Raw genomic sequence first — 25,003 nt, 5'->3', positions numbered from 1 at the left:
GCTCCGTACCGTCGTACGGAACCGGGTGTAGCGGGGTACACAAAAGCCCGGATCGTCAGGCGGAGATGCCGTCGATCCGGGCCATCGCGTCCTCCGCGCCGTATGGCTGCAGGTACGGCAGCCAGCGCGGGTCCCTGTGCCCGGTCCCGATGATGCGCCAGGCCAGGCCGGTGGGTGGGGCGGGTTTGTGGCGCAGCCGCCAGCCGATCTCGAAGAGATGTCGGTCGGCCTTCACGTGGTTGCAGCGGCGGCACGACGCCACCACGTTGTCCCAGACGTGCTTGCCCCCGCGGCTGCGCGGAATGACATGGTCGACGCTGGTTGCGACGCCACCGCAGTACATGCACCGGCCCCCGTCGCGCGCGAACAGCGCCCGCCGGGTAAGAGGAACGGGCCCCCGATAGGGAACCCGCACGAATCGCTTGAGCCGGACCACGCTGGGTGCGGGGACTGTGACGGTTGCGCTGTGCATATAGGCGCCGGATTCCTCCAGGGAGACAGCCTTGTTCTCCAGGACGAGGACGAGCGCGCGGCGGAGCGGTACGACGCCGAGTGGCTCGTACGACGCGTTGAGGACCAGGACATGCGGCACGGATGCCTCCTTGTGCGTCGGCGGCGCGTGGCTCGCGCCGGGACGATCTGTAGTCAGTCTCCCCTCATGCCTGGTGGAAGCGCCACCATGTCCCGGTAACGGGCTGGGAGTGTTTTCGACCACATGTGATCCATCCCCGGGACGGCCGTGGGTTCGTCCCACCTGTTCTTTCCCGGCTGAGCACAGCCTCTCCCCCGAAGACGGCAACGATCCTCACGCGTTGCCCCGATAGTGTGGTGGGTCTGCCCCTACGGTGACCTATTCGTGACCTAGAACCGCGTGTACGACCTTGACCGCAGCGCCGGGGGTGGGCCGCAGCACCTGGAGGTACCTGCCGTGTCCTTGTCCGCCGTCCTACTGGCCGCCGCCTCGCCGTCGCCCTCTCCGAGCCCCTCGGAGACCACGGTGACCGTGCCCTCGCTCCAGGACGCCCAGGAGAGCGCGACCAACGCAGCGAGTTGGGTCGAGCAGAACTGGTCCACCTGGCTGGCGATCGGGCTGCGGGTGCTGCTGATCCTGGTGATCGCGGCGGTGCTGAGAATGACGGTACGGCGGGCGATCACCAAGCTGATAGACCGGATGAACCGCACGGTCGAATCGGTCGACGGCACGGCACTCGGCGGCCTCCTCGTGAACGCCGAACGCCGCCGCCAGCGCTCCCAGGCGATCGGCTCGGTCCTCCGCTCGGTGGCGTCCTTCGTGATCCTGGGCACGGCGGCGCTGATGATCCTCGGCACGTTCGAGATCAACCTCGCGCCGCTGCTGGCCTCCGCCGGTGTCGCGGGCGTGGCGATCGGTTTCGGCGCCCGCAACCTCGTCACGGACTTCCTCTCCGGCGTCTTCATGATCCTGGAGGACCAGTACGGCGTCGGCGACCAGATCGACGCGGGCGTCGCCTCCGGCGAGGTCATCGAGGTAGGCCTGCGCGTGACAAAACTCCGCGGCGCCAACGGCGAGATCTGGTACGTCCGCAACGGCGAGGTCAAGCGCATCGGCAACCTCTCCCAGGGCTGGGCCACGGCGGGCGTCGACGTCACGGTCCGCGCGTCGGAGAACCTGGACCGCGTGAAGGCGACGCTGGACGCGGTCTCGGAGCGCATGAGCAAGGAAGAGCCCTGGAACGAGCTGCTCTGGGGCCCCATCGAGGTCCTCGGCCTCGACAGCGTCCTCATCGACTCGATGGTCGTCCGCGTCTCGGCGAAGACGATGCCGGGCAAGTCGGTGGGCGTGGAGCGGGAACTGCGCTGGCGCATCAAGCGCGCCTTCGACGAGGCGAACATCCGCATCGTGGGCGGGGCGACGGCGGACCCGGCGGACGACGTGGCGGACCCTACGGAGTCGGTCGCGGCGCCTTCGGTGTACTCCAACTCGGACTCGCCTCAGGTGGCGGCGACTTCGCCTATTTCCTCACAGCGGCCTTCTGCGCGGTAGCGGGACGAGGGCGTACGGCGCGGGGCGCGGGGCGCGGGGCGCGGGCGGAACAGTTCAGCACGCTCGTTCGAGGGACCGGGGGCGGAATCCCAGGTCATAGGCCCACCGGACGGCTCATGGTTCTGCCGGGGCACCCGGCACGGGGCCGAGTCCAAGGTCGGCCTGGGCAATCCCCTCGTCCTCCCGGGCCCGTACCCCACCCTGGACACGGCACCTTTCCTGGAGAACTGATTCCGGGACCACGGGCACGCCTCAACTCCCTCCCGCTCCGCCCCCGTGGCGAAGAACCGCCCCACATACTCCCCCGCCGGCAACCCGCTCTCCGTTTCTGCTTCTGCCGGATGGGGCTCGGGCACCTGAAGACGTCCTGGTGGACAGCGCGGTCGCTCCCAGATCCGACATCGGGCACTCGGCCGTCGTGCAGTTCCTTTGCTCACGCCGCCTTCAGGACGGCGGGGGCGAAGTCTTCGAAGCGGGCCGTCTCGCAGTGCGCTGGTTCGAGCAGCAGGTCGGGCCCGAGCGACATCAGCTCCTGACCGAGGAGACGAGCCTTGTCTGGAAGGCCCTACGAGCGGCGACCAGGCCGGCCGTCGTCGAAAGCACACGGGGCCGACGACTCTCCGGCATGAGGATCGGCCCCGCCGCCCATGACCTCGTGACCAACAGCGGGATGCTGCTGACACGTGGCGGTGTCCAACATCTGTACCTGGCCACAGCGTCCCCAACCGGTCAGCTGCGGGAGAGGCTTCAGGGCTTGCCGCCGCGCCCAACGAACGGGCCTGGACCGGTGGGAGCCTGATCTGCGTGAGGAACACCTCATCGCGGGGGCGAAGGTGTGTCACAGGCCAGACCTGAGAGACAGGCATCCCGGTAGGAGGAGTCGTAAATGCGTTCACCGGCGGTCTTCGCGCTGGTCAGGCCCGCGCAGATGGCGAGGACCATGACAAGTTGGGTGACGGCAACCACAGGTACCCGGCGGACTACGGCTACGACAGCCGCAATCAGGGCGGCTGCCGCCACGAACACAGCCTTCTGCAGGTAGGGACCCGGCGGTGCGCCGTAGGCCTGGTCGCCAAAGGACGACCAGTAGGACGAAATCCAGAACAACCAGATCAGGCCCAGAGCCAACAGCTCGAAAACAGCCAGGCCCACGGACACGGCAACGGCCCGACCAGTACGTTCAGGATCTGTACTCACCCGGCCAGAATCCATCCGGCAGGCACGCAGTGTCATGAGTAGCCGTACTTAGTAATGCCGCCCGCGTCACCATTCACTCAGGCGCACGGAGTGATGATCTCCCAGTCCTTCGCGGGATCTCCGGTCAGCAGGTACTCGCTCAAGTGCATGTCCGTGTCCTCTTGGAGGTCGTCCTCCAGTTCCCATACTGACTCGCATTCCGGGCACAGGAAGAATTTCTTGCCCGTGTCCTTACGCTCGTAGCAGCGCACCCAGTCCTGGCCACAGTGGGCGCAGGCAACCTTTTCCATCAGTTCCAACTCCTCGGAAAAGCCGTGACCACTTCGTTGCCGTGTTCGACGGTGATCGAAATATATTCTGCTCCGGAGTTGTAACCCACTTGCCGGGCCATCGGGATGACGTAAGCGGTACGAGCGCCCTGTCGGCTGACCGACACCGCTGCGGCCCGCCGGTTCCATGCCTCGTCGAGTGTCACCAACACCCCCTGGTTGCCCGTGTCGAACGCACATGAGCGAGAGGCCGGTCAAGAAGACAGCCCCCTTCCGTATAGCTGGAGGGGGGCTGTTTTTGTCGTCGGCGCTCAGCAGTTCACGTGCACTCGCTCGACGTAGTTGCTGCCGTCCAGGGTCCGCTGGCCCCCTGCCCAGACGTAATCCCACGTGCCGTTCACGTAATACACCGTGAAGCTGTTGCCGTGGGCCCTGGCATAGTTGAAATGGCCGTAGATCCAGTTGTCTCCACAGCCGTCCATATTCCAGACACCCCCGGAAGTGTCGTATACGCAGGCCCGCCCGGGATCGCACTTGTAGGTCACGTACTGGGGATGGACGTCGGCAGCCGAAGCAGTGCTGGAGCCGCCGATGAGCGCGCCGATCCCAAGAGTGAGAGCCACCGCTGTACGGGTCACGTTCTTTTTGAGCAACTGCATCCAGAAGTCTCCCTGCCCGTGAGGACCTGCCTTTCGGTCGACCGACGCAACTCCCTGTGGCCGACCTCTTCGCGCCACACCGTAGGTGCCGTCCGTGGATACCAGCCATCATTTCGAACACCGTCGAAACGGGCGGTGCCGGCTCCTTCGCTCGGGACCGGTTGACGACCTGCCGACGTTCAGTCGATGCAGAACTCGTTGCCCTCGATGTCCAGCATCGGGATGCAGGACTCGTTCTCCTCGTCGGCGTACAGCGTCTGCACGTGGGTCGCGCCGAGCGCGACCAGTCGTGCGCACTCGGCCTCGAGAGCGGCGAGGCGTTCGTCGCCGACGAGCCCGGTGCCGACCCGGACGTCGAGATGGACCCGGTTCTTGACGGTCTTGCCTTCGGGGACGCGCTGGAAGTACAGGCGCGGGCCCACGCCCGAAGGGTCACTGCAGGCGGCCCATGCTCCCCGCTTCTCGGGAGGCAGGGTCCGGTTGAAATCGTCCCAGGTGGTGAACCCCTCCGGTGGCGGCGGCATGACGTACCCCAGCACTTCACACCAGAAGCGAGCTACGCGCTCCGGTTCCGCACAGTCGAAGGTGACTTGGAACTTCTTGATCGCAGACATCGGCGCACCGTACCGCCTGCCCGGGAACCCCGCCGCTCATTTCCCGGGCGGATCAGCTCCCGGCCGCCACCAGCCCCAACCCGCCGGCCACCTGACACAACGCCACGAAGGACGCCCCCGGCCGCACCCCCGAGACCCCCGTATAAGCCGCACCCTCGCGCAGATCCAGCAGCACCGTCCCCGCCGCCTCGTCGAACGTGATCGAGCCCCACACCGTGTGCCTGCGCCAGCCCGGGCGCCACTGGAACCAGACCTCCTCGCGCCCCTTCTCCGCGGTGACGACGGCCCGGTCGGACGCCTTCAGGTCCGTGCGCATCCGGTCGGGCCAGCCCACGGAGGGCCGTAGTACGCGGAGTTGGTGTGTCTGGCGGCGGGCGAGGGTGTCGGGGGTGAGGGGGATACCGGCCGCGCGGGCTCGTCGTCGCAGGGACGGCCGTACCGCTACGGCCCATACGACGTTGACGGCGGGCACGGCCCCCGCCTCCTGCCGACACTCGGCCAACACGCTCATGCCCGCACCCCTCTCGCCGTTCCCCGCATCCCGCGAACGTGGTTGATCAAAAGTCAGGATTCTGTGAGGTGGCTGGCAGGCGTCGGCGGTGACATTACGAATCGGCCTCGGCGGCAGAGTCGTAGCGGCCGAAAAGCGCCCAACAGGCCTCGCAATTGCGGCAGATCAGTCGAATCGCCGCCACCCGCTCCCACCTGCTGCTTTCCCCATCGTGACGAAGCCGTGACGCGATCACCTTCACAGGTTGATCTCATTTCCCTCGCAGGCCCCTCATGCCTAAGGTCGCCCCACGACGGGCCCTTGTTCTGGAGCGCAACGCCCAGGGGTTCGTTTCGAATGTGGGGACAAGAATGAGGAAACTCGCCATCGGCGCCGCCCTGACCGGTGCCCTGGCCCTGACCGGTCTGGCCGCGCCGCTCGCGCAGGCCGCGACGCCGGATCTGGTCTTCTCGGGTGTGACGGTCAACAAGGGGAAGGCGATCGTCGTCGGCACCACCGCCGCGGTGAAGGTGCCCGTGACGTACACGCTGACGCGGCCGTCGGACGTGGTCATCGACAGCAAGACGACGTTCGCGGGGATCATGCTCTACCGCGGCCGGCTCGCCGACATGGACAACGACATCGAGAGCACCCTCGCGCCGACCTGCAGGACGACGGCGACGACGGACACCACCGTCACCGAGTCCTGCTCCGACACGATCACGATCGATCCGGAGGAGAGTCTGTACGAGGCGGCCGACGCGACCACCTGGAACGTCGGCGGTTTCTACGGTCACATCGACGTCGACGCGGACGACTCCGACGACAAGATCAGCACGTCGACCGACTTCGCGGCCTGGGGCGGCAAGGGCAAGATCAAGGTGCAGCGGACGGCCAAGCTCACCGCCAACGCCTCGCCCGAGCCGGTGAAGAAGGGCAAGACCATCACCGTCACCGGCAAGCTGACCCGCGCCGACTGGGAGAACGGCGTCTACACCGGTTATGTGTCCCAGCCCGCCAAGCTTCAGTTCCGGGCGAAGGGTTCGAGCACCTACACCACCGTGAAGACCGTCACCTCCACCACCGGTGGCGCGCTGAAGACGACCGTGAAGGCGGCCAAGGACGGCTACTTCCGCTATGTCTTCGCCGGCACCGCCACCACCGGCGCGGCCACCGCCGCCGGTGACTACATCGACGTTCAGTAGGACAAGAAGTAACACCAGTTCCTCTCCCGCCGCCCCCGCAGGTAACGAGTCTGTTGCCTCGGGGGCGGTGTCTATTGACGCCCCCTTCGTCCCGGGCTTACGTTCCTCCCACCCAATAGGAAACTTTCCTAACAGTGATCACATGACACGCTGGGTGGTTCGAGAGTTCGAGAGGCAGGTGGCGTCGACATGGCAGGAACCTCCGGTACCCCGGGCACGGGTACCCCGGGCACCCCCCGCGTCCTGCGCGCCATGAACGACCGCGCCGCCCTGGACCTCCTCCTGGAGCACGGTCCGCTCTCCCGCACCCGGATCGGCAAGCTCACCGGGCTCTCCAAGCCGACCGCCTCCCAGCTGCTCGCCCGGCTCGAAGCGGCGGGACTCGTGCTCGCCACCGGGACCAGCGAGGGGCGGCCGGGGCCCAACGCCCAGCTGTACGTGGTCAATCCGAGTGCCGCCTACGCCGCCGGGCTCGACGTCACCCCGGAGCGCATCCGCGCCGCCGTCGCCGATGTCACCGGCCGCACGGTGGGCGAGTTCGAGCTCGCCACCCCGGGCCGGCGGCCCGCCCAGCCCGTCGTACGGCAGGTGACGGACGCCCTCGACGGTGCGGTGAAAGCCGCCGGCCTCGCCCGGGACGACATCCACCGCCTCGTCATCGGGACCCCCGGCGCCTTCGACCCCAACACCGGCCGGCTGCGGTACGCCTCGCACCTGCCGGGCTGGCACTCCCCCGCCCTGCTCGACGAACTCGCCGCCGCGCTGCCGATGCCGGTGGAGTACGAGAACGACGTGAACCTCGTCGCCATAGCCGAGCAGCGGCTCGGCGCGGCCCGCGGGCACGGCGACTTCGTGCTGCTGTGGAACGAGGGCGGTCTCGGCGCCGCCCTGGTCCTCGGCGGCCGGCTGCACCGGGGCTGGACCGGCGGCGCGGGCGAGGTCGGCTTCCTGCCGGTGCCCGGCGCGCCCCTGGTCCGCCAGGTGACCAAGGCCAACAGCGGTGGTTACCAGGCCCTGGCCGGCTCGCAGGCCCTGCCCCAACTCGCCCGCGAACTCGGCATCACCGAGATTCCGACGGGTCCCTACGCCGAGGTCGCCGCCGCCCTCGTCGCCGCCGCCGCCGACCACACCACCGGCCCCCGGCGGCGGCTCCTGGAGATCTACGCGACCCACCTCGCGACCGGTCTCGCCTCGCTCGTCTCCGTGCTCGACCCCGAACTCGTCGTCCTCAGCGGTGCGTCGCTGACCGCCGGCGGCGAACCGCTGCGTGCCCTCGTCCAGGCCGAGTTGGAGGAGCTGGCGGCGTCGCGGCCCCGGCTCGTCGTCGGCGACGTCCATGAACAGCCCGTGCTGCGCGGCGCGCTGGAAAGCGCGCTGGCAACCACCCGCGACGAGGTCTTCGACACCTCGCGCTGATCCCCCGACCCACCCCCCTCGGCTTCCCGCACCCAACTCGCCCCGCCCCGCCCGCCCTTGGGAGACCTTGCCATGCCCGGAACATCCCGGAAGATGTCCATATCATCCCGGAAAACGGCTGTCGCGCTCGCCGCCTCCGCCTCCATCGCCCTCCTCGCCACCGCCTGTACCGGCCAGTCCTCGTCCGGTGCCTCCGACGACGCGTCGAAGGACGTCACGATCAACTTCTGGCACGCATGGAGCGCGGCCTCGGAGCTGAGCGCCGTGAAGTCGCTGGTCGCCGGGTTCGAGAAGGCGCACCCCAACATCCATGTGAACGTCGTCGGCAACATGACGGACGACAAGATCAACCAGGCGCTGCGCACCGGCGGCGACAAGTCCCCGGACGTGATCTCGTCCTTCACCACCAACAACGTGGGCAAGTTCTGTTCCTCGGGTGCCCTGGTCGATCTCAACCCCTTCTTCAAGAAGGACGGCATCGACCCGGAGACGACGTTCCCGAAGGCGATGAACGAGTACACCCAGTTCGACGGCAACCGCTGCACCGCTCCCCTGCTGGGCGACGCGTACGGGCTCTACTACAACAAGACGGAGTTCAAGAAGGCCGGCATCACCAGCCCGCCGAAGACCTGGTCCGAATTCGAGGCCGACGCGAAGAAGTTGACGATCGCCAAGGGCGACACGTACTCGCAGCTCGGGTTCATGCCGGACTACCACGGCTGGGAGACCACGACCGAGCACTACTTCGCGCAGTTCTCGCCGACGTACTTCGACAAGAGCGGAAAGTCGACGCTCGCCACGGACCCCGCGTTCAAGGCCGGGTTCACCCTCCAGAAGAAGCTCGTCGACGAACTCGGCGGATTCAAGAAGCTGGAGAGCTACCGCTCCACGCTCGGTGACGAGTGGGGCGACAAGCACCCCTTCCACACCGGTCAGGTCGCGATGCAGCTCGACGGCGAGTGGCGGCTCGGGATGGCCTCGGCGGCAAATCCCAAGCTGGACATCGGAGTTGCCCCGCTGCCCGTCCCGGACGACCAGGTCGCCCAGTACGGCAAGGGCTACATCACCGGCACGATCGCCGGTATCGCCGCCACCAGCAAGAAGCAGAACGCGGCTTGGGAGTTCGTCAAGTACATCACCACGGACACGGACGCGGTGGTCGGCTTCTCCAACGACATCCACAACGTGCCGTCCACCCTCGCCGCCCTCAAGTCCCCGAAGCTGAAGTACGACCCGCGCTTCAAGACCTTCCTGGACATCGCGTCGAACCAGTACTCGACGACAAGTCCCGCCTCCATCAACGGCGGTGTGTATCTGACGACGATCCAGAACCTCGGCTACGACTACGAGAGCGGCAAGGTGAAGGATCTCGACTCGGCCCTGCAGAGCACGGCCAAGCAGATCGACACGGACATCGCGCAGGCGAAGTAGCAACGGGATGAGCACCATCACTCTGGCGTCGAAGCGCCGCAAGTCGGCGCTTCGGACACTCGCCTTCATGTCGCCCTGGCTGATCGGCTTCGCGGTCTTCTTCGCGTATCCGCTGATCTCGACGGTCTATTTCTCGTTCATGCACTACGACGGCTTCAAGCCGCCGACGTGGGTGGGGACGAAGAACTGGACGTACGTCTTCAAGAACTATCCGTACTTCTGGCCCGCGATGCGCAACACCCTGTGGCTGGTCGTGGTGATGGTCTCGCTCCGGGTCGTGTTCGGGCTCGGCGTCGGCCTGCTGATCACCAAGATCAAGACGGCGACGGGCGTGTTCCGCACGCTCTTCTACCTGCCGTACCTGGCCCCGCCGGTCGCCGCGACGATGGCGTTCGCGTTCCTCCTCAACCCCGGTACCGGGCCGGTGAATTCGATCCTGGAGAAGGTCGGCATCCCGGCCCCGGGCTGGTTCAACGACCCCACCTGGTCCAAGCCGGCCCTCACCCTGCTCGCCCTCTGGGGCATCGGCGACCTCATGGTCATCTTCATGGCCGCACTGCTCGACGTGCCCCAGGAGCAGTACGAGGCAGCCGAGTTGGACGGCGCCTCGGCCTGGCAGCGGTTCCGGTACGTCACGCTGCCGAACATCTCGCCGATCGTGATGTTCGCCGTCGTCACCGGCGTGATCCAGACCATGCAGTACTACACACAGCCCCTCATCGCCGGGAAGGTCGCGTCCGGCGTCATCCAGGGCGCGGGCACGCAGTTCGAGCCCGGCTACCCGGAGAAGTCCACGCTCACCCTTCCCCAGCTCGTCTACAACCTCGGCTTCCAGCGCTTCGACTACGGCTCTGCCTGCGTGGTGGCACTCGTCCTGTTCGCCCTGTCGATGGTGTTCACCGCGTTCCTGATGCGGCGCCGGGGCGGCCTCAACCTGGCAGGTGACTGACCCATGGCCCAAGTACTGGACAAGCCCGTGGAGTTGCGGGCGTCGGTGACCCCAGCCGAGCGCGTCGCCCGCCGCAAGGCGCTCATGGAGTGGATCGCGGTCCACTCGCTCGGCGTCGCCGCCGCGCTCTTCTTCACGCTCCCCTTCGTGTTCGTGTTCCTGACCTCGCTGATGAGCGACAGCCAGGCCCTGAGCCGGGACCTGATCCCGCACACCTGGGAATGGGGCAACTACAAGAAGGTCTTCGACACCCCGGGCTTCCTCACCTGGTGGAAGAACACGCTGATCTACGCCGGTCTCGGCACCGTCCTGACCGTCGTGTCGTCGATCCCGGTGGCGTACGCGCTCGCCAAGTTCCGCTTCCGGGGCCGGAATCTGTCGCTGATGCTGGTCATCTCGATGATGATGCTGCCGCCGCAGGTCGTCATCATCCCCATGTACCTGTTCTGGGCGAAGCAGTTGGACCTGTCGGGCACGCTGTGGCCGCTGATCATCCCGATGGCGTTCGGGGACGCGTTCTCGATCTTCCTCCTCCGCCAGTTCCTGATGACGATCCCGAACGAGTACCTGGACGCGGCGAAGGTCGACGGCTGCGGTGAGTTCAAGACGCTGCTGCGGGTCGTGCTGCCGATGGCCAAGCCGGGGATCGCGGCCGTAGCGCTCTTCCAGTTCTTCTACGCCTGGAACGACTACTTCGGGCCGCAGATCTACGCGTCCGAGAACCCCGGTGCCTGGACGCTGAGTTACGGCCTGGAGTCGTTCAAGGGCGCGCACCACACCGACTGGAACCTCACCATGGCCGCGACCGTGCTGGTCATGGCCCCCGTGATCCTCGTGTTCTTCTTCGCGCAGAAGGCGTTCGTCGAGGGCGTCACGCTCACCGGAGTGAAGGGTTAACCCCGTATGAAACTCACCGTGGTCGGCGGAGGCTCGACCTACACACCCGAACTCATCGACGGCTTCGCCCGGTTGAGGGACACCCTGCCCGTCGAGGAACTGGTCCTCGTCGACCCGGCGCCCGAACGCCTGGAGCTGGTGGGCGGGTTGGCCCGCCGGATCTTCGCCAAGCAGGGGCACCCCGGCAGGATCGTGACGACGGACGACCTGGACGCCGGTGTCGAGGGCGCCGACGCGGTGCTGCTCCAGCTCCGCGTCGGCGGCCAGGCCGCCCGTGAGCAGGACGAGACCTGGCCGCTGGAGTGCGGCTGCGTCGGCCAGGAGACGACCGGCGCGGGCGGCCTCGCCAAGGCGCTGCGGACCGTACCGGTGGTGCTCGACATCGCGGAGCGGGTCCGCCGTACGAACCCGGACGCCTGGATCATCGACTTCACCAACCCGGTGGGGATCGTGACCCGCGCCCTGCTCCAGGCCGGCCACAAGGCGGTCGGGCTGTGCAATGTGGCGATCGGCTTCCAGCGGAAGTTCGCCGGGCTCCTCGGGGTCACCCCGACCGATGTGCACCTCGAGCATGTGGGCCTCAACCACCTCACCTGGGAGACCGGTGTGCGGCTGGGCGGTCCCGAGGGCGAGAACGTGCTGCCCAAGCTGCTCGGCGAGTTCGGCGACGACATCGCCGCCGACCTGAGCCTGCCCCGGGTGCTGCTCGACCGGCTCGGCGTCGTCCCGTCGTACTACCTGCGGTACTTCTACGCGCACGACGAGGTCGTACGGGAACTCCGTACGAAGCCGTCGCGGGCCTCCGAAGTGGCCGAGATGGAACGGAACCTGCTGAAGATGTACGCCGATCCGGCGCTCGACGAGAAGCCCGCGCTGCTCGCCAAGCGCGGCGGGGCCTACTACTCGGAGGCCGCTGTGGACCTGGCCGCCTCGCTGCTCGGCGGGGGCGGGAGTCCCTACCAGGTGGTGAACACGTACAACCGGGGGACGCTGCCGTTCCTGCCGGACGACGCCGTCATCGAGGTGCAGGCGGCCGTCGGCGGGAAGGGCGCGACGCCGCTCGACGTGGCCGAGGTCGACCCGCTGTACGCGGGGTTGATGGCGAACGTGACCGCGTACGAGGACCTCGCTCTGGAGGCCGCGCTGCGCGGTGGCCGGGACCGGGTGTTCCGGGCGCTGCTCTCGCATCCCCTGATCGGCCAGTACGAGTACGCCGAAGCCCTGACCGACCAGCTGGTCGCGCACAACCGGGAGCACCTCGCGTGGGCCTGACCGCAAGTGTCCTCGCCATCGACGCGGGCAACAGCAAGACCGACGTCGCGGTCGTGGCGGCCGACGGGGAGATCCTCGCCACGGCCCGCGGCGGCGGGTTCCGGCCTCCGGTCGTGGGCATCGGGGCGGCCGTGGACAACGTCGCCGAGGCCGTCGCCCGTGCCTTCGCGGACGCGGGGGTGAGCACGGTCCAGCATGTGTCGGCCTGTCTCGCCAACGCCGACTTCCCCGTGGAGGAGGAGCAGTTGGCCGCCGCGCTGGGCGCGCGCGGGTGGGGCACGAGTGTGGAGGTGCGCAACGACACGTTCGCGGTGCTGCGGGCGGGCATCCCCGAGCCGCGCGGGGTCGCCGTCGTGTGCGGGGCGGGCATCAACTGCGTCGGCATGCGGCCCGACGGCCGCACCGCCCGCTTCCCGGCGCTGGGCCGTATCTCCGGTGACTGGGGCGGCGGTTGGGGCCTGGCGGAGGAGGCCCTGTGGCACGCGGCCCGCGCCGAGGACGGCCGCGGCGGCCCTACGGCCCTGGCGCGTACGCTCCCGGCGTACTTCGGCCTGGACTCCATGTACGGCCTGATCGAGGCGCTGCATCTCGAACAGGTCACGCACGAGCGGCGGCACGAGTTGACGCCGGTGCTGTTCGCGACGGCGGCGGACGGCGACCCGGTGGCCCGTTCGATCGTGGACCGGATGGCGGAGGAGGTGGTGGCGATGGCGACGGTCGCGCTGACCCGCCTGGAGCTGCTCGACGAGGAGGCACCGGTGCTGCTCGGCGGCAGCGTCCTCGCCGCCCGGCACCCCCAACTGGACGACCGTATAAGGGAGTTGCTGGCCGCCCGGGCACCCAAGGCGGTGCCGACGGTGGTCACCGCGCGGCCGGTCCTCGGGTCGGTGCTGCTGGGGCTCGACCACGTGGGTGTTCCGGCCGGGGCGCATGTGCGGGCGCGAGGGTATTACGAGCACTGACACCCGGGAACCGAACAGATTCCCACGGCGTATTCATGGACAAGGGGGCGGTGGGGGGCGTTGTGTGGTGCCGGAAATCCGGTCATCACGCTGCGATCCGATCAAGATCCAGTGAAGGCCCGTGCGGAATGTCAGTCCTGGCGGCGATACTTGCGGCGACGGGATGACCCTGGGGGAGGTCAGCGGTGACACAACCGCCGAAGAGCAGTACGGCGCCACCGGGCGCCGGCGTGCCCACGATGCCGGCGCTGCCGCCGCAGTCGGGCCGGCCGGGGGCGCCCGCGCCCCGGCGTGCGCCGGACGCGGCACCCGCGCGCCGTACGGCCCTCGCCGAGGGCGTCGACCAGTTGCGTGCGGCCGCCACCACCGAGCCGGGGCGGCTGCGGGCCATCGGCGCGCTGCTGGCCCTGCTGGTGGTCGCGTTCGGCGCGGTCACCGCCTGGCAGACCGACAGCCGGGCCTCGGCGGCCGACGACGTGCTCCACCACAGCCAGCCGCTCAGCTCGGACGCGGCGGACATCTACCGCTCGCTCGCGGACGCCAACACGATGGCGGCCACGGGGTATCTGGCGGGTCTGCAGGAGACGCAGGCGACCCGCGACCAGTACGAGAAGGACATCAGGACGGCCGCCGCGAAGCTCGTCACGGCCGCCGCCAACACCGACCCGGGCACGTCGTCCGCGGCGATCATCACGGATCTCAACGAACTCCTGCCGCAGTACAAGGGTCTGGTCGAGTCGGCCCGCGCCAACAACCGGCAGGGTTTCCCGGTGGGCGGCGCCTATCTGCGCGCCGCGAACGACACCATGCAGAACCAGATGCTCCCGAAGGCCCAGGACCTCTACAAGAACGAGAACGCGCGGCTGAGCACCGACTACGGGAACGCGACGCCGTACCCGTGGTTCGCGATCGCCCTCGGACTCGTCGCGCTCGGCGGTCTCGCCTGGGCCCAGCGGCGCAACTACCAGCGCACCAACCGGGTGTTGAACCACGGCCTGGTCGCCGCCTCCGCCACCACCGCGGTCGTCCTGCTCTGGGTGGTCGTCGGCCACACCGTCGCCCGCGCGGGCCTCAACGATTCCTACGACCACGGGGTCAAGTCGCTCAACGTGCTGCACGACGCCCGCATCGCCTCCCTGAAGGCCCGCAGCGACGAGAACCTGACACTGGTCAGCCGCGGCGCGGAGACGAAGACCCTCCCGGACGACACGGTCATGGACGCCTACGACTGGGGCTACGACCAGGAGATCGCCGCGCTGGGCAAGGGCCTGAAGCTGGCCGACTCGCTCGCCGACGACTCCGCGGGCCGCAAGCCCGTCGCGGTCGCCAACAGCTCCATGACGGTGTGGATCTCCCGCCACAAGAAGGTCAGCGCGGACAACAACGCGGGCGACTACCAGGCGGCCCGCGACGGCGTCATCGGCAAGGACGGTGCGACGGCCGAGTGCTTCCAGGCCGTGGACGCCTCGCTGGACACGGCGCTGAAGCACGAGACCAAGGAGTTCCAGCGGTCCGCGGGTGACGGTCTGGACGCCATGACCGGTCTCACCGTCGGCGCCGCGGTGCTCGCCGTGCTCGGCGCGGCCGGCGCCGTACTGGGCATCGGGCGCAGGCTGTCGGAGTACCGGTGAAAGGGGGCGTGACCATGCGAGCACGCGATGACTTTCTTCGCCGCCTGAGGGCCGTACGACGCCTGCGGATCAGCCTGAGGGGCTGGGGCGGGGTGGGTGCGATGGCGGCCGTCTGCGTCCTCGCGCTCGCGTTCGTCCTGCTGCTGCCGCTCACCCAGTCGCGCGGCGAGGCCGGCGCGGACCTCGGGGGACAGCGCACCACCCAGGGCGTCCAGGCCAGGGCCCCCCAGTGCGACGAGAGCACCGTCCAGAACCAGAGCCCGACCCCTTCGGACGCCGGGGGCACCACGATCGACGCCATCAAGGCGCGCGGCGTCCTGAAGGTGGGCGTCGACCAGAACAGCTACCGCTGGGGCTACCGCGATCCGAACAGTGCCAAGGGCGACCTGGCCGGCTTCGACATCGACCTCGTCACGGCCATCGCCAAGAACATCTTCGGCAGCGCCTACACCGACAAGAGCATCCAGTTCCTGGCCATCCCGACCAACGAGCGCATCCCGGCGATCCAGGACAACCGCGTCGACATGGTCGTCCGCACCATGACGATCACCTGCAAACGCGCCGGGCAAGTCGCCTTCTCCGCCCCGTACTTCGTCACCGGCCAGCAGGTCCTCGCCCCGAAGGTGTCGACGATCACGGGCTACAACGACACCCTCGCGAACAAACGGGTCTGCTCGGCGGCGACCTCCACGGCGAACGACCACCTGAACGCGGACAAGGGTCACAAGATCCCCGCCAGCGTCACGATCATGGACCCCGTCCCCAACCAGCTGGACTGTCTGGTGAAGCTCCAACTCGGCGAGGCCGACGCGGTGGTGACCGACGGCGCGCTCGCCGCCAGCCAGGCCGCGCAGGACCCGACGGTGGAGCTCAAGGGCAGCCCCTTCACCACCGAGTACTACGGCGTGGCGATGAACCTGAAGGCCACCGATCTGGTACGCCGGGTCAACCGAATACTGGAGACCTACCGCACCAGCCCCACCGGCTGGCGGGCGTCGTACACGAAGTGGCTGCTGCCCACCCTGCGCGCGGACTCGAAGTCGGCCAACCCGCCCGTACCGCAGTACAAGTGACGGATCGTCAACCACCGAACGGCACAGACACGGACCACCGACGGAACACAACGCAGCGAGAGGTGATCGATGGGCGTCACGGGACCCCCCGGGCCGGTAATGGACCGGGACGAGGTGGACCGTGCGCTGGCGCGGCTCGGCGCGGAGCACGAGGCCATCGAGACCTCGCTCCTCGCCCTCCAGGACCACGCGGGCCGCAGACTCCTCGAAGGCGCCGAGCTCACCGGCACGACCAAGGAGCGCTGGGCGGCCACCGACGCGTCGATCACACTGCTGTGGGCGTACTTCGACGCGTACACGGACGCGTTCCACGCCGCCCAGAGCATCCGTTCCCGGCGCCGCTGGTCCAACCGTGAGGACCTGGTCGAGCTGACCGAGCTGCTGCGCGGCGAGTCGGTCACGGTCGCCGGATCCACCACGGCGACGGCCAACGCCCCGACGCTGACGGGCGGTTCGAGCAAGCTCAGCCACCAGTTCTCGCTGAGCGCGCTGGTCGACGAGATGAACGAGCTGTACGCGACCTCTCTCGACATGGTCGTCACGTCCGACGCGGTGTGGTCCGCGCTGCCCGCCCGGATCGATTTACTGGCCGCGGAGCTGCAGCGCACCCGGCAGCTGGCCCACTCGGTCGGCGTCCGCCCGGGCGAGCACCCGGCGGGCGACGACCTGGAGCGCATCACCACCACCCTGACCGAGCTGCGCGAGCGGGTCATCTCCGACCCGCTGGCCTTCTGGGTGCGGGCGCAGGGCAGTTCGGCCCCCGGCGGCGGCCGGCCCGACACCACGGTCTACGACCGGGAGGCGCGCGCCCTGGAGGAGGTGCGCCGGGAGATCGACGCGGTGCTGACCGTCCGGCAGGACGCGGAGGCACGCCTGGTGAAGCTGCGGGACGTGCTCTCCCGCGCGGACCGCACACTCGCCGAGGCACGCACCGCGCGCGGTGAGGTCCTCGCGAAGATCGCGGCCACGGAGGTGCCGGTCGTCAGCGGACCGCCGACCGTGCTGCAGGAGCAGCTGTCGACGGCCGCGGAGTACCGCAGACACGCCCAGTGGCACCGGCTGTCGCCGCTCCTGGAGTCCCTGGAGCAGAAGGCGGAGGACGAACTGCTGCGCGCCCGCGAGTCGTTGACGGCGGTCACCCAGCCGCTGGCGGTCCGCGCGGAGCTGCGCGGCCGCCTCGACGCGTACAAGGCGAAGGTCGCCCGGCACGGCCTCGCGGAGGACCCGTTCCTCATCGAGCGGTACGACGCGGCGCGCCGCATGCTGTGGAGCGCGCCCTGCGACCTGCGCGTCGCGGAACAGGCGGTGCTGCGCTACCAGCACGCCGCCGCCGAGCAGTTGAGCGCTTCCCGGACCCCGCCGCAGGGCGGTCCCGAGGACTCGAGGGGGCCGGGCGCGTGAGTGACGAGGGAGAAGCGGGGTCGGTCATGAGTGAGGCACAGCGGAAGTGTCAGCGGCCCGGCTGCGAGGGGTCGTACGAGGACGTGGGCGGCGGCGAGCTGTACTGCGACACCTGCGGTCTGGCGCCGGTGGTGTCGGCCGACGGCGCGCTGGGTTCACCTCCCACCGGGATGACCGGCGGCGGCAAGGGCTCGCGGGGTTCGGGCAGCAGTTCCCGTTCCAGCGGCCGCAGTTCGCGTACGTCGTCGCAGTCGTCGAAGTCGCGGCGCTCGGTGTCGGGCCGGCTCTCGCGCTCGGTGTCGGGGCAGTCGTCGGGCCGCTCGGTGTCGGTGCGCAGCTCCGGTTCGTCGTCGGCGTCCTCGACGCGCGGCCGGCTCGGGGTCGGCCTGGTGCAGGTGCCGGACGTGCCGCGGCCCGACCCGCGCGCGATGGTGCTGGAGAACCCGGAGGTGCCCGAGCGCAAGCGGTTCTGCTCGCGCTCGGACTGCGGTGCGCCGGTGGGGCGGGCGCGCGGCGACAGCCCGGGGCGCACGGAGGGCTTCTGCACCAAGTGCGGCAACCCGTACTCGTTCACGCCCAAGCTGACCGGCGGCGACGTCGTGCACGGCCAGTACGAGGTCGTGGGCTGTCTGGCGCACGGCGGTCTGGGCTGGGTCTATCTCGCCGTGGACCGCGCGGTCTCCGACCGCTGGGTGGTGCTCAAGGGTCTCCTCGACACCGGCGACGAGGACGCGATGGCCGCCGCGATCTCCGAGCGGCGCTTCCTCGCCGAGATCGAGCACTCGAACATCGTGCGGATCTACAACTTCGTGGAGCACCTGGACCAGCGGACGGGTTCGCTGGACGGGTACATCGTCATGGAGTACGTCGGCGGCAAATCCCTGAAGGAGATCGCCAACGACCGCCGTACGGCGACCGGGAAGCGCGATCCGCTGCCGGTGGAGCAGGCCTGCGCGTACGGCATCGAGGCCCTTGAGGCGCTCGGCCATCTGCACAGCCGCAACCTGCTGTACTGCGACTTCAAGGTCGACAACGCGATCCAGACCGAGGACCAGCTCAAGCTGATCGACATGGGCGCGGTGCGCAGAATGGACGACGAGGAGTCGGCCATCTACGGCACGGTGGGCTACCAGGCGCCGGAGGTCGCGGAGGTCGGCCCCTCGGTCGCGTCCGACATCTACACCGTCGGCCGCACCCTGGCCGTCCTCACCTTCGACTTCCAGGGCTACACGAACGTCTTCGTGGACTCGCTGCCCGACCCGGACAACATCGAGGTGTTCCGCCGCTACGAGTCGTTCTACCGGCTCCTGGTGCGCGCCACCGACCCGGACCCGGCCCGCCGGTTCGCCTCCGCGCAGGAGATGGCCGAGCAGCTGACGGGCGTACTGCGGGAGGTCGTCTCCCTGCAGACCGGCCGCGCCCGCCCGTCCCTGTCCACCCTGTTCGGGCCCGAACTCAAGGTCACGGACACGGAGTTGTTCCCGCAGCTGGACGGCGACGTGTCACTTCTGGGGGCGCGGGTGGTGCGGCCCCGGAAGAAGGCGGCCGCACGCGCCGACGCCGCGCTTCCCGCCGCCAACGGGGCGGCCAATGGGTCGGTCGGCGCGACCCCGGAGATCGTCAAGCAGGTCGACTCCCCCGCCGTGGCACTCGCCCTGCCCGTGCCGCACGTCGACCCGACCGACCCCAACGCGGGCTTCCTGGCCGGGCTGATGACGACCGCGGCGACCGAACTGCTCGGCGCCCTCGCGTCCGCGCCCTCGCCGTCCGTGGAGACCCGGCTGCGGCAGATCAGGGCCTGGCTGGAGAACGGCGACTCGTACACCGCGCTGGACGCCCTGGCGAAGCTGGAGGACGAGCGGCCCGACGACTGGCGGGTGGTCTGGTACCGGGGCGTGGCCGCGCTCGCGACCCGCGACTACGAGGCCGCCGCGCTCTCCTTCGACGCGATCTACGACGCATTCCCGGGCGAGCCCGCGCCGAAGCTGGCGCTCGGGCTCTGCGCCGAGGTGCTGGGGCAGCTGGACAACGCGGCCGAGTACTACCACCTGGTGTGGTCGACCGACCCGAGCTATGTGAGTGCGGCCTTCGGCCTGGCCCGCGTCCAGCTCGCCACCGGCGACCGCGCGGGCTCCGTACGGACGCTGGAGTCGGTGTCGGAGGCCTCGATCCACTACACGGCCGCGCGGGTGGCGGCCGTACGGGCGCGGCTTCGGTGGCGGACCGCGACGGCGGGCGACACGCCGTTCCTGGACGATCTGACCGCGTCCGCCGGACAGGTGGAAGCGCTGGAGGGATACGGTCTGGACGCGGTGCGGCGCGAGCAGTTGTCGGCCGAGGTCCTCGGCTGCGCGCTTGACTGGATACTCTCCGGAGGCCAGGGTTCCGTGCCGCCGACGCGGCGGGAACTGCTCGGCAACGAGCTGGACGAGCGGGGACTCCGCTTCGGCCTGGAGCGTTCGTACCGCACGCTGGCCCGGCTGGCGCGGGGCGGCGAGGAGAGGATCGACCTGGTGGAACGTGCCAACCGTTACCGCCCCCGGACGTGGGTGTAGTTGATGTCCCAGATGCCCCAGCTGTCCGCCTGCCCGAGCTGCGAGGAGCCGCTCGAATCGGGTGACCGCTTCTGCGGCGCGTGCGGGTACGACCTGTCGGCCGTGCCCGCGCCGCCGGACGACCACCCGACGCTCACCATGAACGGCGCGGGTTCACTCCCGCCCGAGGAGGCCACGGACGTGAACTGGCCCGTGGTCCCCCAGCCGGAGGGCGCCGAGACCGCGCCGACGGTCCATCTGCCCACCGATCTGCCCGGCACCGACTCGGGCGGCACCCCGCTGCCGTCCAACTCCCCGCTGCCGCCCACCGGTTCACCGCTCTCCCCGGCCACGGGCGTACGGTTCGACCGGCCGCCGGAGCCCGACGAGTACCCGCTCCAGGCGCCGGACCCGCGGGTCGCCGCCGATCCCCCGACCCCGGCCGAGGGCACCAAGGTGTGTGTGGCCTGCCGGTCCGGCCGGGTCGATCCGGACGGCTACTGCGAGAACTGCGGGCACGCCCAGCCCCGCGAACGCGACCACATGGAACAGGAGTCGGGCCCGCTCGCGGCGGTCAGCGACCGCGGGCTGCGCCACCACCGCAATGAGGACGCCTTCGCCGTAGGACAGTGCGCGCTGCCCGACGGGGCGCCCGCGCTCGTGGCCGTCGTGTGCGACGGGGTGTCCTCGGCGACCCGGCCGGACGCGGCCTCGCTGGCCGCGTCGCGGAAGGCCGGCGAGTCGCTGCTGGCCGCGCTGCCGCAGGGCACGCACCCGCAGCAGGCGATGCACGAGGCGATCATCGCGGCCTCGCACGCGGTCAACTCCCTTGCGGAGGAACCCGCGACGGCCCGCGAGCACGCCCCGCACCAGAACGCGCCGGCCTGCACTCTGGTCGCCTCCGTCGTCACCCCGGCGCTGCTCGTGGTCGGCTGGGTCGGCGACAGCCGCGCCTACTGGATCCCGGTGGACCGCAGTTCACCGCCGGCCCGGCTCACCGAGGACGACTCGTGGGCCGCGCAGATGGTCGCCGCGGGCCTGATGAGCGAGGCGGAGGCCTACGCCGACGAGCGCGCCCACGCGATCACCGGCTGGCTCGGCGCGGACGCGTACGAACTGGAGCCGCACACGGCTTCCTTCAAGCCGGACCGGCCGGGTGTAGTGGTCGTGTGCACGGACGGCCTGTGGAACTACGCGGAGTCGGCCGAGGAGATGGCCGAGGTCGTACCTCCCGATGCCATGGTCCGCCCGCTGCACAGCGCCCAGGTCCTGGTCGGCCACGCGCTGGACGGCGGGGGCCACGACAACGTAACAGTGGCCGTCGTGCCGTTCCCGGCCCCGCCGCAAGGGGCAGTAATCGGCTGAGGCCGCGCAAACGGGGACGGTCTCGGACCGGAGGGGACCGGTCCGCACATAGTCATCGCCCCGCCCAGGTGGGGTAGTTGAGGGGGATCAGAGCAGTCATGGCCAATTTCTCGAAGTCGAACGTGCCGCAGTTCTCGGTGGACGTGTACCAGAACGAGTACCTGCCCGAGGGCGGCCGGGAGGTCAACGCGATCGTCACCGTGACCTCGACCGGCGGCGGCACCGTGGGGAGCGCGGTCGCGGCACCCCACCTGTACTCGCCCGGTCAGGGCCCGGACGCGGCCGTTGCGATCATGGTCGACTGTTCGGGGTCGATGGACTACCCGCCGACCAAGATGCGCAACGCCCGGGACGCCACCGCCGCCGCGATCGACACCCTGCGCGACGGGGTGCACTTCGCGGTGATCGGCGGCACGCACATCGCCAAGGAGGTCTATCCGGGCGGCGGCGCGCTCGCGGTCGCCGACTCGCGGACCCGCGACCAGGCCAAGCAGGCGCTGCGCAAGCTGAGCGCGGGCGGCGGCACCGCGATCGGCACCTGGCTGCGCCTCGCCGACCGGCTGCTGTCCTCGGCGGACGTCTCCATACGCCACGGCATCGTCCTCACCGACGGCCGCAACGAGCACGAGGCGCCGGAGGACCTGAAGGCCGCCCTCGACTCCTGCGCCGGACGCTTCACCTGTGACGCCCGCGGCGTGGGCACCGACTGGGAAGTGAAAGAAGTCACAGGGATCGCCTCCGCGCTGCTCGGCACCGCCGACATCGTCGCCGACCCGGCCAACCTCGCCGCCGACTTCACGAAGATGATGGAGACGGCGATGGGCAAGGAGGTCGCGGACGTCGCGCTGCGGCTGTGGACGCCGGTGGGCACGGCCATCAAGTTCGTCAAGCAGGTCGCGCCCCGGGTCGAGGAGTTGACCGACCGCCGCACCGAGGCGGGCCCGCGCGCCGGGGACTACCCCACCGGGTCCTGGGGAGACGAGTCCCGTGACTACCACGTGTGCGTCGAGGTCCCGACCGCCAACGTCGGCCAGGAGATGCTCGCCGCCCGGGTCTCGCTGGTCGTCCCGCAGCCCGACGGGACAACTCAGAACCTGGGCGCCCAGGGCCTGGTGAAGGCCGTGTGGACCGACGACATGGTGGCGTCGACGTCCATCAACCCCCAGGTCGCGCACTACACCGGCCAGGCCGAACTGGCGGAAGTCATCCAACAAGGGCTCGATCTCCGCAAATCGGGAGATGTCGACGGAGCAACGGCCAAACTGGGACGGGCCGTTCAGCTCGCCAGCGTCTCCGGAAACGCGGATACTGCGAAACTGCTTGCGAAGGTGGTGGACGTGGTCGACGCCGCGGCGGGTACTGTGCGACTGAAGGCGAAGGTCGCGGAGGCCGACGAGATGACTCTCGAGACCCGGTCCACAAAGACTGTTCGTGTAAAGAAGTGACCTGGCCCGCACAACTTCGTGAGACCTAGAACGACCCTGTGAGAAAGGGGGACGCGCCGACATGCCGACCTGCCCGAACGGACACCAGTCGGGTTCCGACGACTGGTGCGAGGTCTGCGGTCACCGCATGGCCGGTGCCGTACCCCCGCCCCCTCCACCGCCCCCCGGCGGCGGCTACGGCTTCCCGCCGCCCGCGCGCCCGAGCGCGGAGGCCGAGCTCTGCCCGCAGTGCCGCACGCCCCGTGAGGGCGGTGCGCCGTTCTGCGAGGAGTGCCGGTGGAACTTCCTCACCAACACGGCGACCTCCTACACCCCGGCGGCCCCGCGCCCGTCGAACCCCGGCCCGAGCCCGGCGGCCCGCTTCCAGCAGCCGCCGCCCGGTCCGACGTACGGCGGTGACTCCTACGAGTACCAGGGCTCGCGCCCCTCGCAGATGAACCGCCCGGCGGAGCCGATACCCCCGTTCGGCAGCGAGCCGACGAACCGGTCGGGGAGGCCGGGGGGTGCCGGTGGACCCGGAGGTCCCGGAGGCGCCGGCGGTCCTGGGGGTCCGAACGGCCCCGGTGGTTTCGGTGGGGAGCGGCAGCAGGGTGGCCCCGGCGGCGCTCAGGGCTTCGGCGGCGAACGCCAGGGCGGACCGGGCGGTTCCGGCGGCCCGGGCGCGCAGGGGTTCGGTGGCGAGCGGCAGGGCGGTCCCGGCGGGCCTGGTGGTCCCGGTGGCCCGGGTGCGCAGGGCTTCGGCAATGAGCGGCAGGGTGGCCCCGGCGGTCCCGGCGGCTCCCAAGGTTTCGGCGGCGAGCGGCAGGGCGGTCCCGGCGGCTCGCCGGGCTTCGGCAACGAGCGCCCAGGCGGCCCCGGCAACTCCTCCGGCTTCGGCAACGAGCGCCAGGGCGGCGGTCCCGCGCCCTTCGGCAACGACCCGTCCGGTCCGCCGCGGCCCTTCGGCAACGAGCCCTCCGGCCCGCCCCCTCCCCCGCCCTTCGGCAACGAGGCGTCCGGTCGGCGGCCGTTCGGCAACGAGCAACCCCCGGGCCCCGGCGGCCAGTTCGGCAACGAGCGCCCCGGCCAGGGCGACTTCGGCGGCGGCCGACCCGACGCGTTCGGTGGCCAGCGGCAGGGTGGCGGTCCCGGCAACGCGCAGGGCTTCGGCGGCGACCCGTCCGGTCCGGCGCGGCCGTTCGGCAACGAGCCCTCGAACCCGCAGGGTCCGCCCAACTTCGGCCCCGACCCCTCGCGGCCGGTCCCGCCGCCGCCCGGCCCGACCCCGGGTCAGACCAGCGGCGCCCCGCAGGCGTTCCAGCAGTCCGCCCCGCCGGCCCCGCCCGGGTTCCCGCAGGAGACGAGCCGTCCGCAGCAGGGCGGCCCGTCCTTCGGCGGCGGTGACGACGACTGGGTGATCTCCCCGCCGACCCCCGGATCCCCGGGCGGTCCCGGTGGCCCCGGCGGTCCCGGTCAGGGCGGTGGCGGCTACGGCTACCCGCAGCCCGGTTCCACCCAGGCCCCGCCCCCGCCCCGTCCGGCGTACCAGCAGCAGCCGACGACCTGGCTGGCGACGATCGGCCCGGACCGCGAGTACTTCATGGCGATGATGCAGCGCTCGGGCCCGGAGGCCGCGGGTCTCAACCTGCCCGCGTACTCCCCCGAGCAGCAGCGCCAGCTCACCGGCAACCAGATCACCATCGGCCGCCGCCGGCACTCCACCGGCGAGTCCCCCGACATCGACCTGTCGGTGCCGCCGGAGGACCCGGGCGTCTCGCACCAGCACGCCGTACTGGTCCAGCAGCCCGACGGCAGCTGGGCGGTCGTCGACCAGAACTCGACGAACGGTACGACGGTCAACGGCGGCGAGGAGCCCATCCAGCCCTTCGTGCCGGTGCCGTTGCAGGACGGGGACCGGGTGCATGTGGGGGCGTGGACGACGATCACGGTCCGCCGGGGCTAGGCCGGGTCCGCAAAGTCCCGCCTGCCCCGCGTCCGGCACGCACTCTCGCCGTGCCGGGCGAAAGCCCAAGTACGTCCAGTACGAGGGCTTCCGCCCGGCACTCCCCCAGCCTTCGGCCGGGGGGACCCCCAGAGCACGCACCGGACGCCGTGGGGCCCCCCCGCCGGGCGGACGACGGGACTTCCCGGCCACGTCCGAGAAGGCGGTGGCAGATGGTTGGTTCTGGGG

General features: G+C 70.0%; 22 protein-coding genes. 15 read left to right on the top strand and 7 right to left on the bottom strand.

Annotated elements, in window-relative coordinates; translation table 11 throughout:
- Window positions 1-55: 55 nt before the first annotated feature.
- Window positions 56-592, bottom strand: a complete 537-nt coding sequence (locus tag ACFXC1_RS29315; protein WP_356017467.1) for an HNH endonuclease — start codon at window positions 590-592, stop codon at window positions 56-58.
- Between the two features lie 336 nt (window positions 593-928).
- On the opposite strand from ACFXC1_RS29315, the gene ACFXC1_RS29310 reads away from it, so the two are divergent.
- Window positions 929-2,023 carry a mechanosensitive ion channel family protein gene (locus ACFXC1_RS29310; protein WP_381247843.1) on the top strand — a complete coding sequence of 365 codons (1,095 nt, stop codon included), beginning with the start codon at window positions 929-931 and terminating at the stop codon, window positions 2,021-2,023.
- 816 nt (window positions 2,024-2,839) lie between these two features.
- Here ACFXC1_RS29310 and ACFXC1_RS29305 read toward each other — a convergent pair.
- From ACFXC1_RS29305 to ACFXC1_RS29280, 6 genes are all read right to left on the bottom strand, one after another.
- Window positions 2,840-3,256, bottom strand: a complete 417-nt coding sequence (locus ACFXC1_RS29305) for a DUF6234 family protein (RefSeq protein ID WP_381247841.1) — start codon at window positions 3,254-3,256, stop codon at window positions 2,840-2,842.
- Between the two features lie 41 nt (window positions 3,257-3,297).
- Window positions 3,298-3,510, bottom strand: a complete 213-nt coding sequence (locus ACFXC1_RS29300) for a hypothetical protein (RefSeq protein WP_381247838.1) — start codon at window positions 3,508-3,510, stop codon at window positions 3,298-3,300.
- Window positions 3,510-3,695: a hypothetical protein gene (locus tag ACFXC1_RS29295; RefSeq protein ID WP_381247835.1), complete on the bottom strand. Its 186-nt coding sequence runs from the start codon at window positions 3,693-3,695 to the stop codon at window positions 3,510-3,512. The genes ACFXC1_RS29300 and ACFXC1_RS29295 overlap by 1 nt, the downstream gene beginning before the upstream one ends.
- A gap of 105 nt (window positions 3,696-3,800) precedes the next feature.
- Window positions 3,801-4,148: a hypothetical protein gene (locus tag ACFXC1_RS29290; RefSeq protein WP_381247833.1), complete on the bottom strand. Its 348-nt coding sequence runs from the start codon at window positions 4,146-4,148 to the stop codon at window positions 3,801-3,803.
- Window positions 4,149-4,327: 179 nt separating this feature from the next.
- Window positions 4,328-4,762, bottom strand: a complete 435-nt coding sequence (locus ACFXC1_RS29285) for a VOC family protein (RefSeq protein ID WP_381247830.1) — start codon at window positions 4,760-4,762, stop codon at window positions 4,328-4,330.
- A gap of 52 nt (window positions 4,763-4,814) precedes the next feature.
- Window positions 4,815-5,273, bottom strand: a complete 459-nt coding sequence (locus ACFXC1_RS29280) for a hypothetical protein (RefSeq protein ID WP_381247828.1) — start codon at window positions 5,271-5,273, stop codon at window positions 4,815-4,817.
- Between the two features lie 350 nt (window positions 5,274-5,623).
- Between ACFXC1_RS29280 and ACFXC1_RS29275 the strand changes: the two genes are divergently transcribed.
- The 14 genes from ACFXC1_RS29275 to ACFXC1_RS29210 all read left to right on the top strand — a co-directional run bounded on the left by ACFXC1_RS29275 (window position 5,624) and on the right by ACFXC1_RS29210 (window position 24,775).
- Window positions 5,624-6,457: a hypothetical protein gene (locus tag ACFXC1_RS29275; protein ID WP_381247826.1), complete on the top strand. Its 834-nt coding sequence runs from the start codon at window positions 5,624-5,626 to the stop codon at window positions 6,455-6,457.
- A 189-nt stretch (window positions 6,458-6,646) separates the two neighbouring features.
- Window positions 6,647-7,873 carry an ROK family transcriptional regulator gene (locus ACFXC1_RS29270; RefSeq protein ID WP_381247823.1) on the top strand — a complete coding sequence of 409 codons (1,227 nt, stop codon included), beginning with the start codon at window positions 6,647-6,649 and terminating at the stop codon, window positions 7,871-7,873.
- 93 nt (window positions 7,874-7,966) lie between these two features.
- A complete protein-coding gene (locus ACFXC1_RS29265; protein WP_381247820.1) occupies window positions 7,967-9,304 on the top strand; it encodes an ABC transporter substrate-binding protein in 1,338 nt (445 codons plus the stop codon).
- 7 nt (window positions 9,305-9,311) lie between these two features.
- Window positions 9,312-10,253: a carbohydrate ABC transporter permease gene (locus ACFXC1_RS29260; RefSeq protein ID WP_381247817.1), complete on the top strand. Its 942-nt coding sequence runs from the start codon at window positions 9,312-9,314 to the stop codon at window positions 10,251-10,253.
- A 3-nt stretch (window positions 10,254-10,256) separates the two neighbouring features.
- A complete protein-coding gene (locus ACFXC1_RS29255; RefSeq protein WP_381247815.1) occupies window positions 10,257-11,150 on the top strand; it encodes a carbohydrate ABC transporter permease in 894 nt (297 codons plus the stop codon).
- Window positions 11,151-11,156: 6 nt separating this feature from the next.
- The gene (locus ACFXC1_RS29250; protein ID WP_381247813.1) at window positions 11,157-12,422 is read left to right on the top strand and encodes a 6-phospho-beta-glucosidase; all 1,266 of its coding nucleotides are present in this window, start codon (window positions 11,157-11,159) and stop codon (window positions 12,420-12,422) included.
- Window positions 12,413-13,384, top strand: coding sequence for an N-acetylglucosamine kinase (locus ACFXC1_RS29245; protein WP_381247811.1), 972 nt, complete (start codon window positions 12,413-12,415; stop codon window positions 13,382-13,384). The genes ACFXC1_RS29250 and ACFXC1_RS29245 overlap by 10 nt, the downstream gene beginning before the upstream one ends.
- A 185-nt stretch (window positions 13,385-13,569) precedes the next feature.
- Window positions 13,570-15,015: a hypothetical protein gene (locus tag ACFXC1_RS29240; protein ID WP_381247810.1), complete on the top strand. Its 1,446-nt coding sequence runs from the start codon at window positions 13,570-13,572 to the stop codon at window positions 15,013-15,015.
- 14 nt (window positions 15,016-15,029) lie between these two features.
- Complete coding sequence (locus tag ACFXC1_RS29235; RefSeq protein WP_381247807.1) at window positions 15,030-16,088, top strand: glutamate ABC transporter substrate-binding protein; 1,059 nt, start codon at window positions 15,030-15,032, stop codon at window positions 16,086-16,088.
- A gap of 69 nt (window positions 16,089-16,157) precedes the next feature.
- A complete protein-coding gene (locus ACFXC1_RS29230; RefSeq protein ID WP_381247806.1) occupies window positions 16,158-17,489 on the top strand; it encodes a hypothetical protein in 1,332 nt (443 codons plus the stop codon).
- Between the two features lie 26 nt (window positions 17,490-17,515).
- Window positions 17,516-20,044, top strand: coding sequence for a serine/threonine-protein kinase (locus ACFXC1_RS29225; protein ID WP_381247803.1), 2,529 nt, complete (start codon window positions 17,516-17,518; stop codon window positions 20,042-20,044).
- Window positions 20,045-21,388 (top strand): PP2C family serine/threonine-protein phosphatase, encoded by a 1,344-nt coding sequence (locus ACFXC1_RS29220; RefSeq protein ID WP_381247800.1) that lies wholly within the window; start codon window positions 20,045-20,047, stop codon window positions 21,386-21,388.
- Window positions 21,389-21,486: 98 nt separating this feature from the next.
- Window positions 21,487-22,833: a vWA domain-containing protein gene (locus ACFXC1_RS29215; protein ID WP_381247797.1), complete on the top strand. Its 1,347-nt coding sequence runs from the start codon at window positions 21,487-21,489 to the stop codon at window positions 22,831-22,833.
- 61 nt (window positions 22,834-22,894) lie between these two features.
- Window positions 22,895-24,775, top strand: a complete 1,881-nt coding sequence (locus ACFXC1_RS29210) for an FHA domain-containing protein (protein WP_381247795.1) — start codon at window positions 22,895-22,897, stop codon at window positions 24,773-24,775.
- Window positions 24,776-25,003: the final 228 nt, after the last annotated feature.

Source organism: Streptomyces hokutonensis (assembly GCF_042751305.1).
GTDB classification, from domain to species: domain Bacteria; phylum Actinomycetota; class Actinomycetes; order Streptomycetales; family Streptomycetaceae; genus Streptomyces; species Streptomyces hokutonensis_A.
Note: the sequence above shows the minus strand (reverse complement) of the source record. Positions and strands in the feature narration are given on the sequence as shown.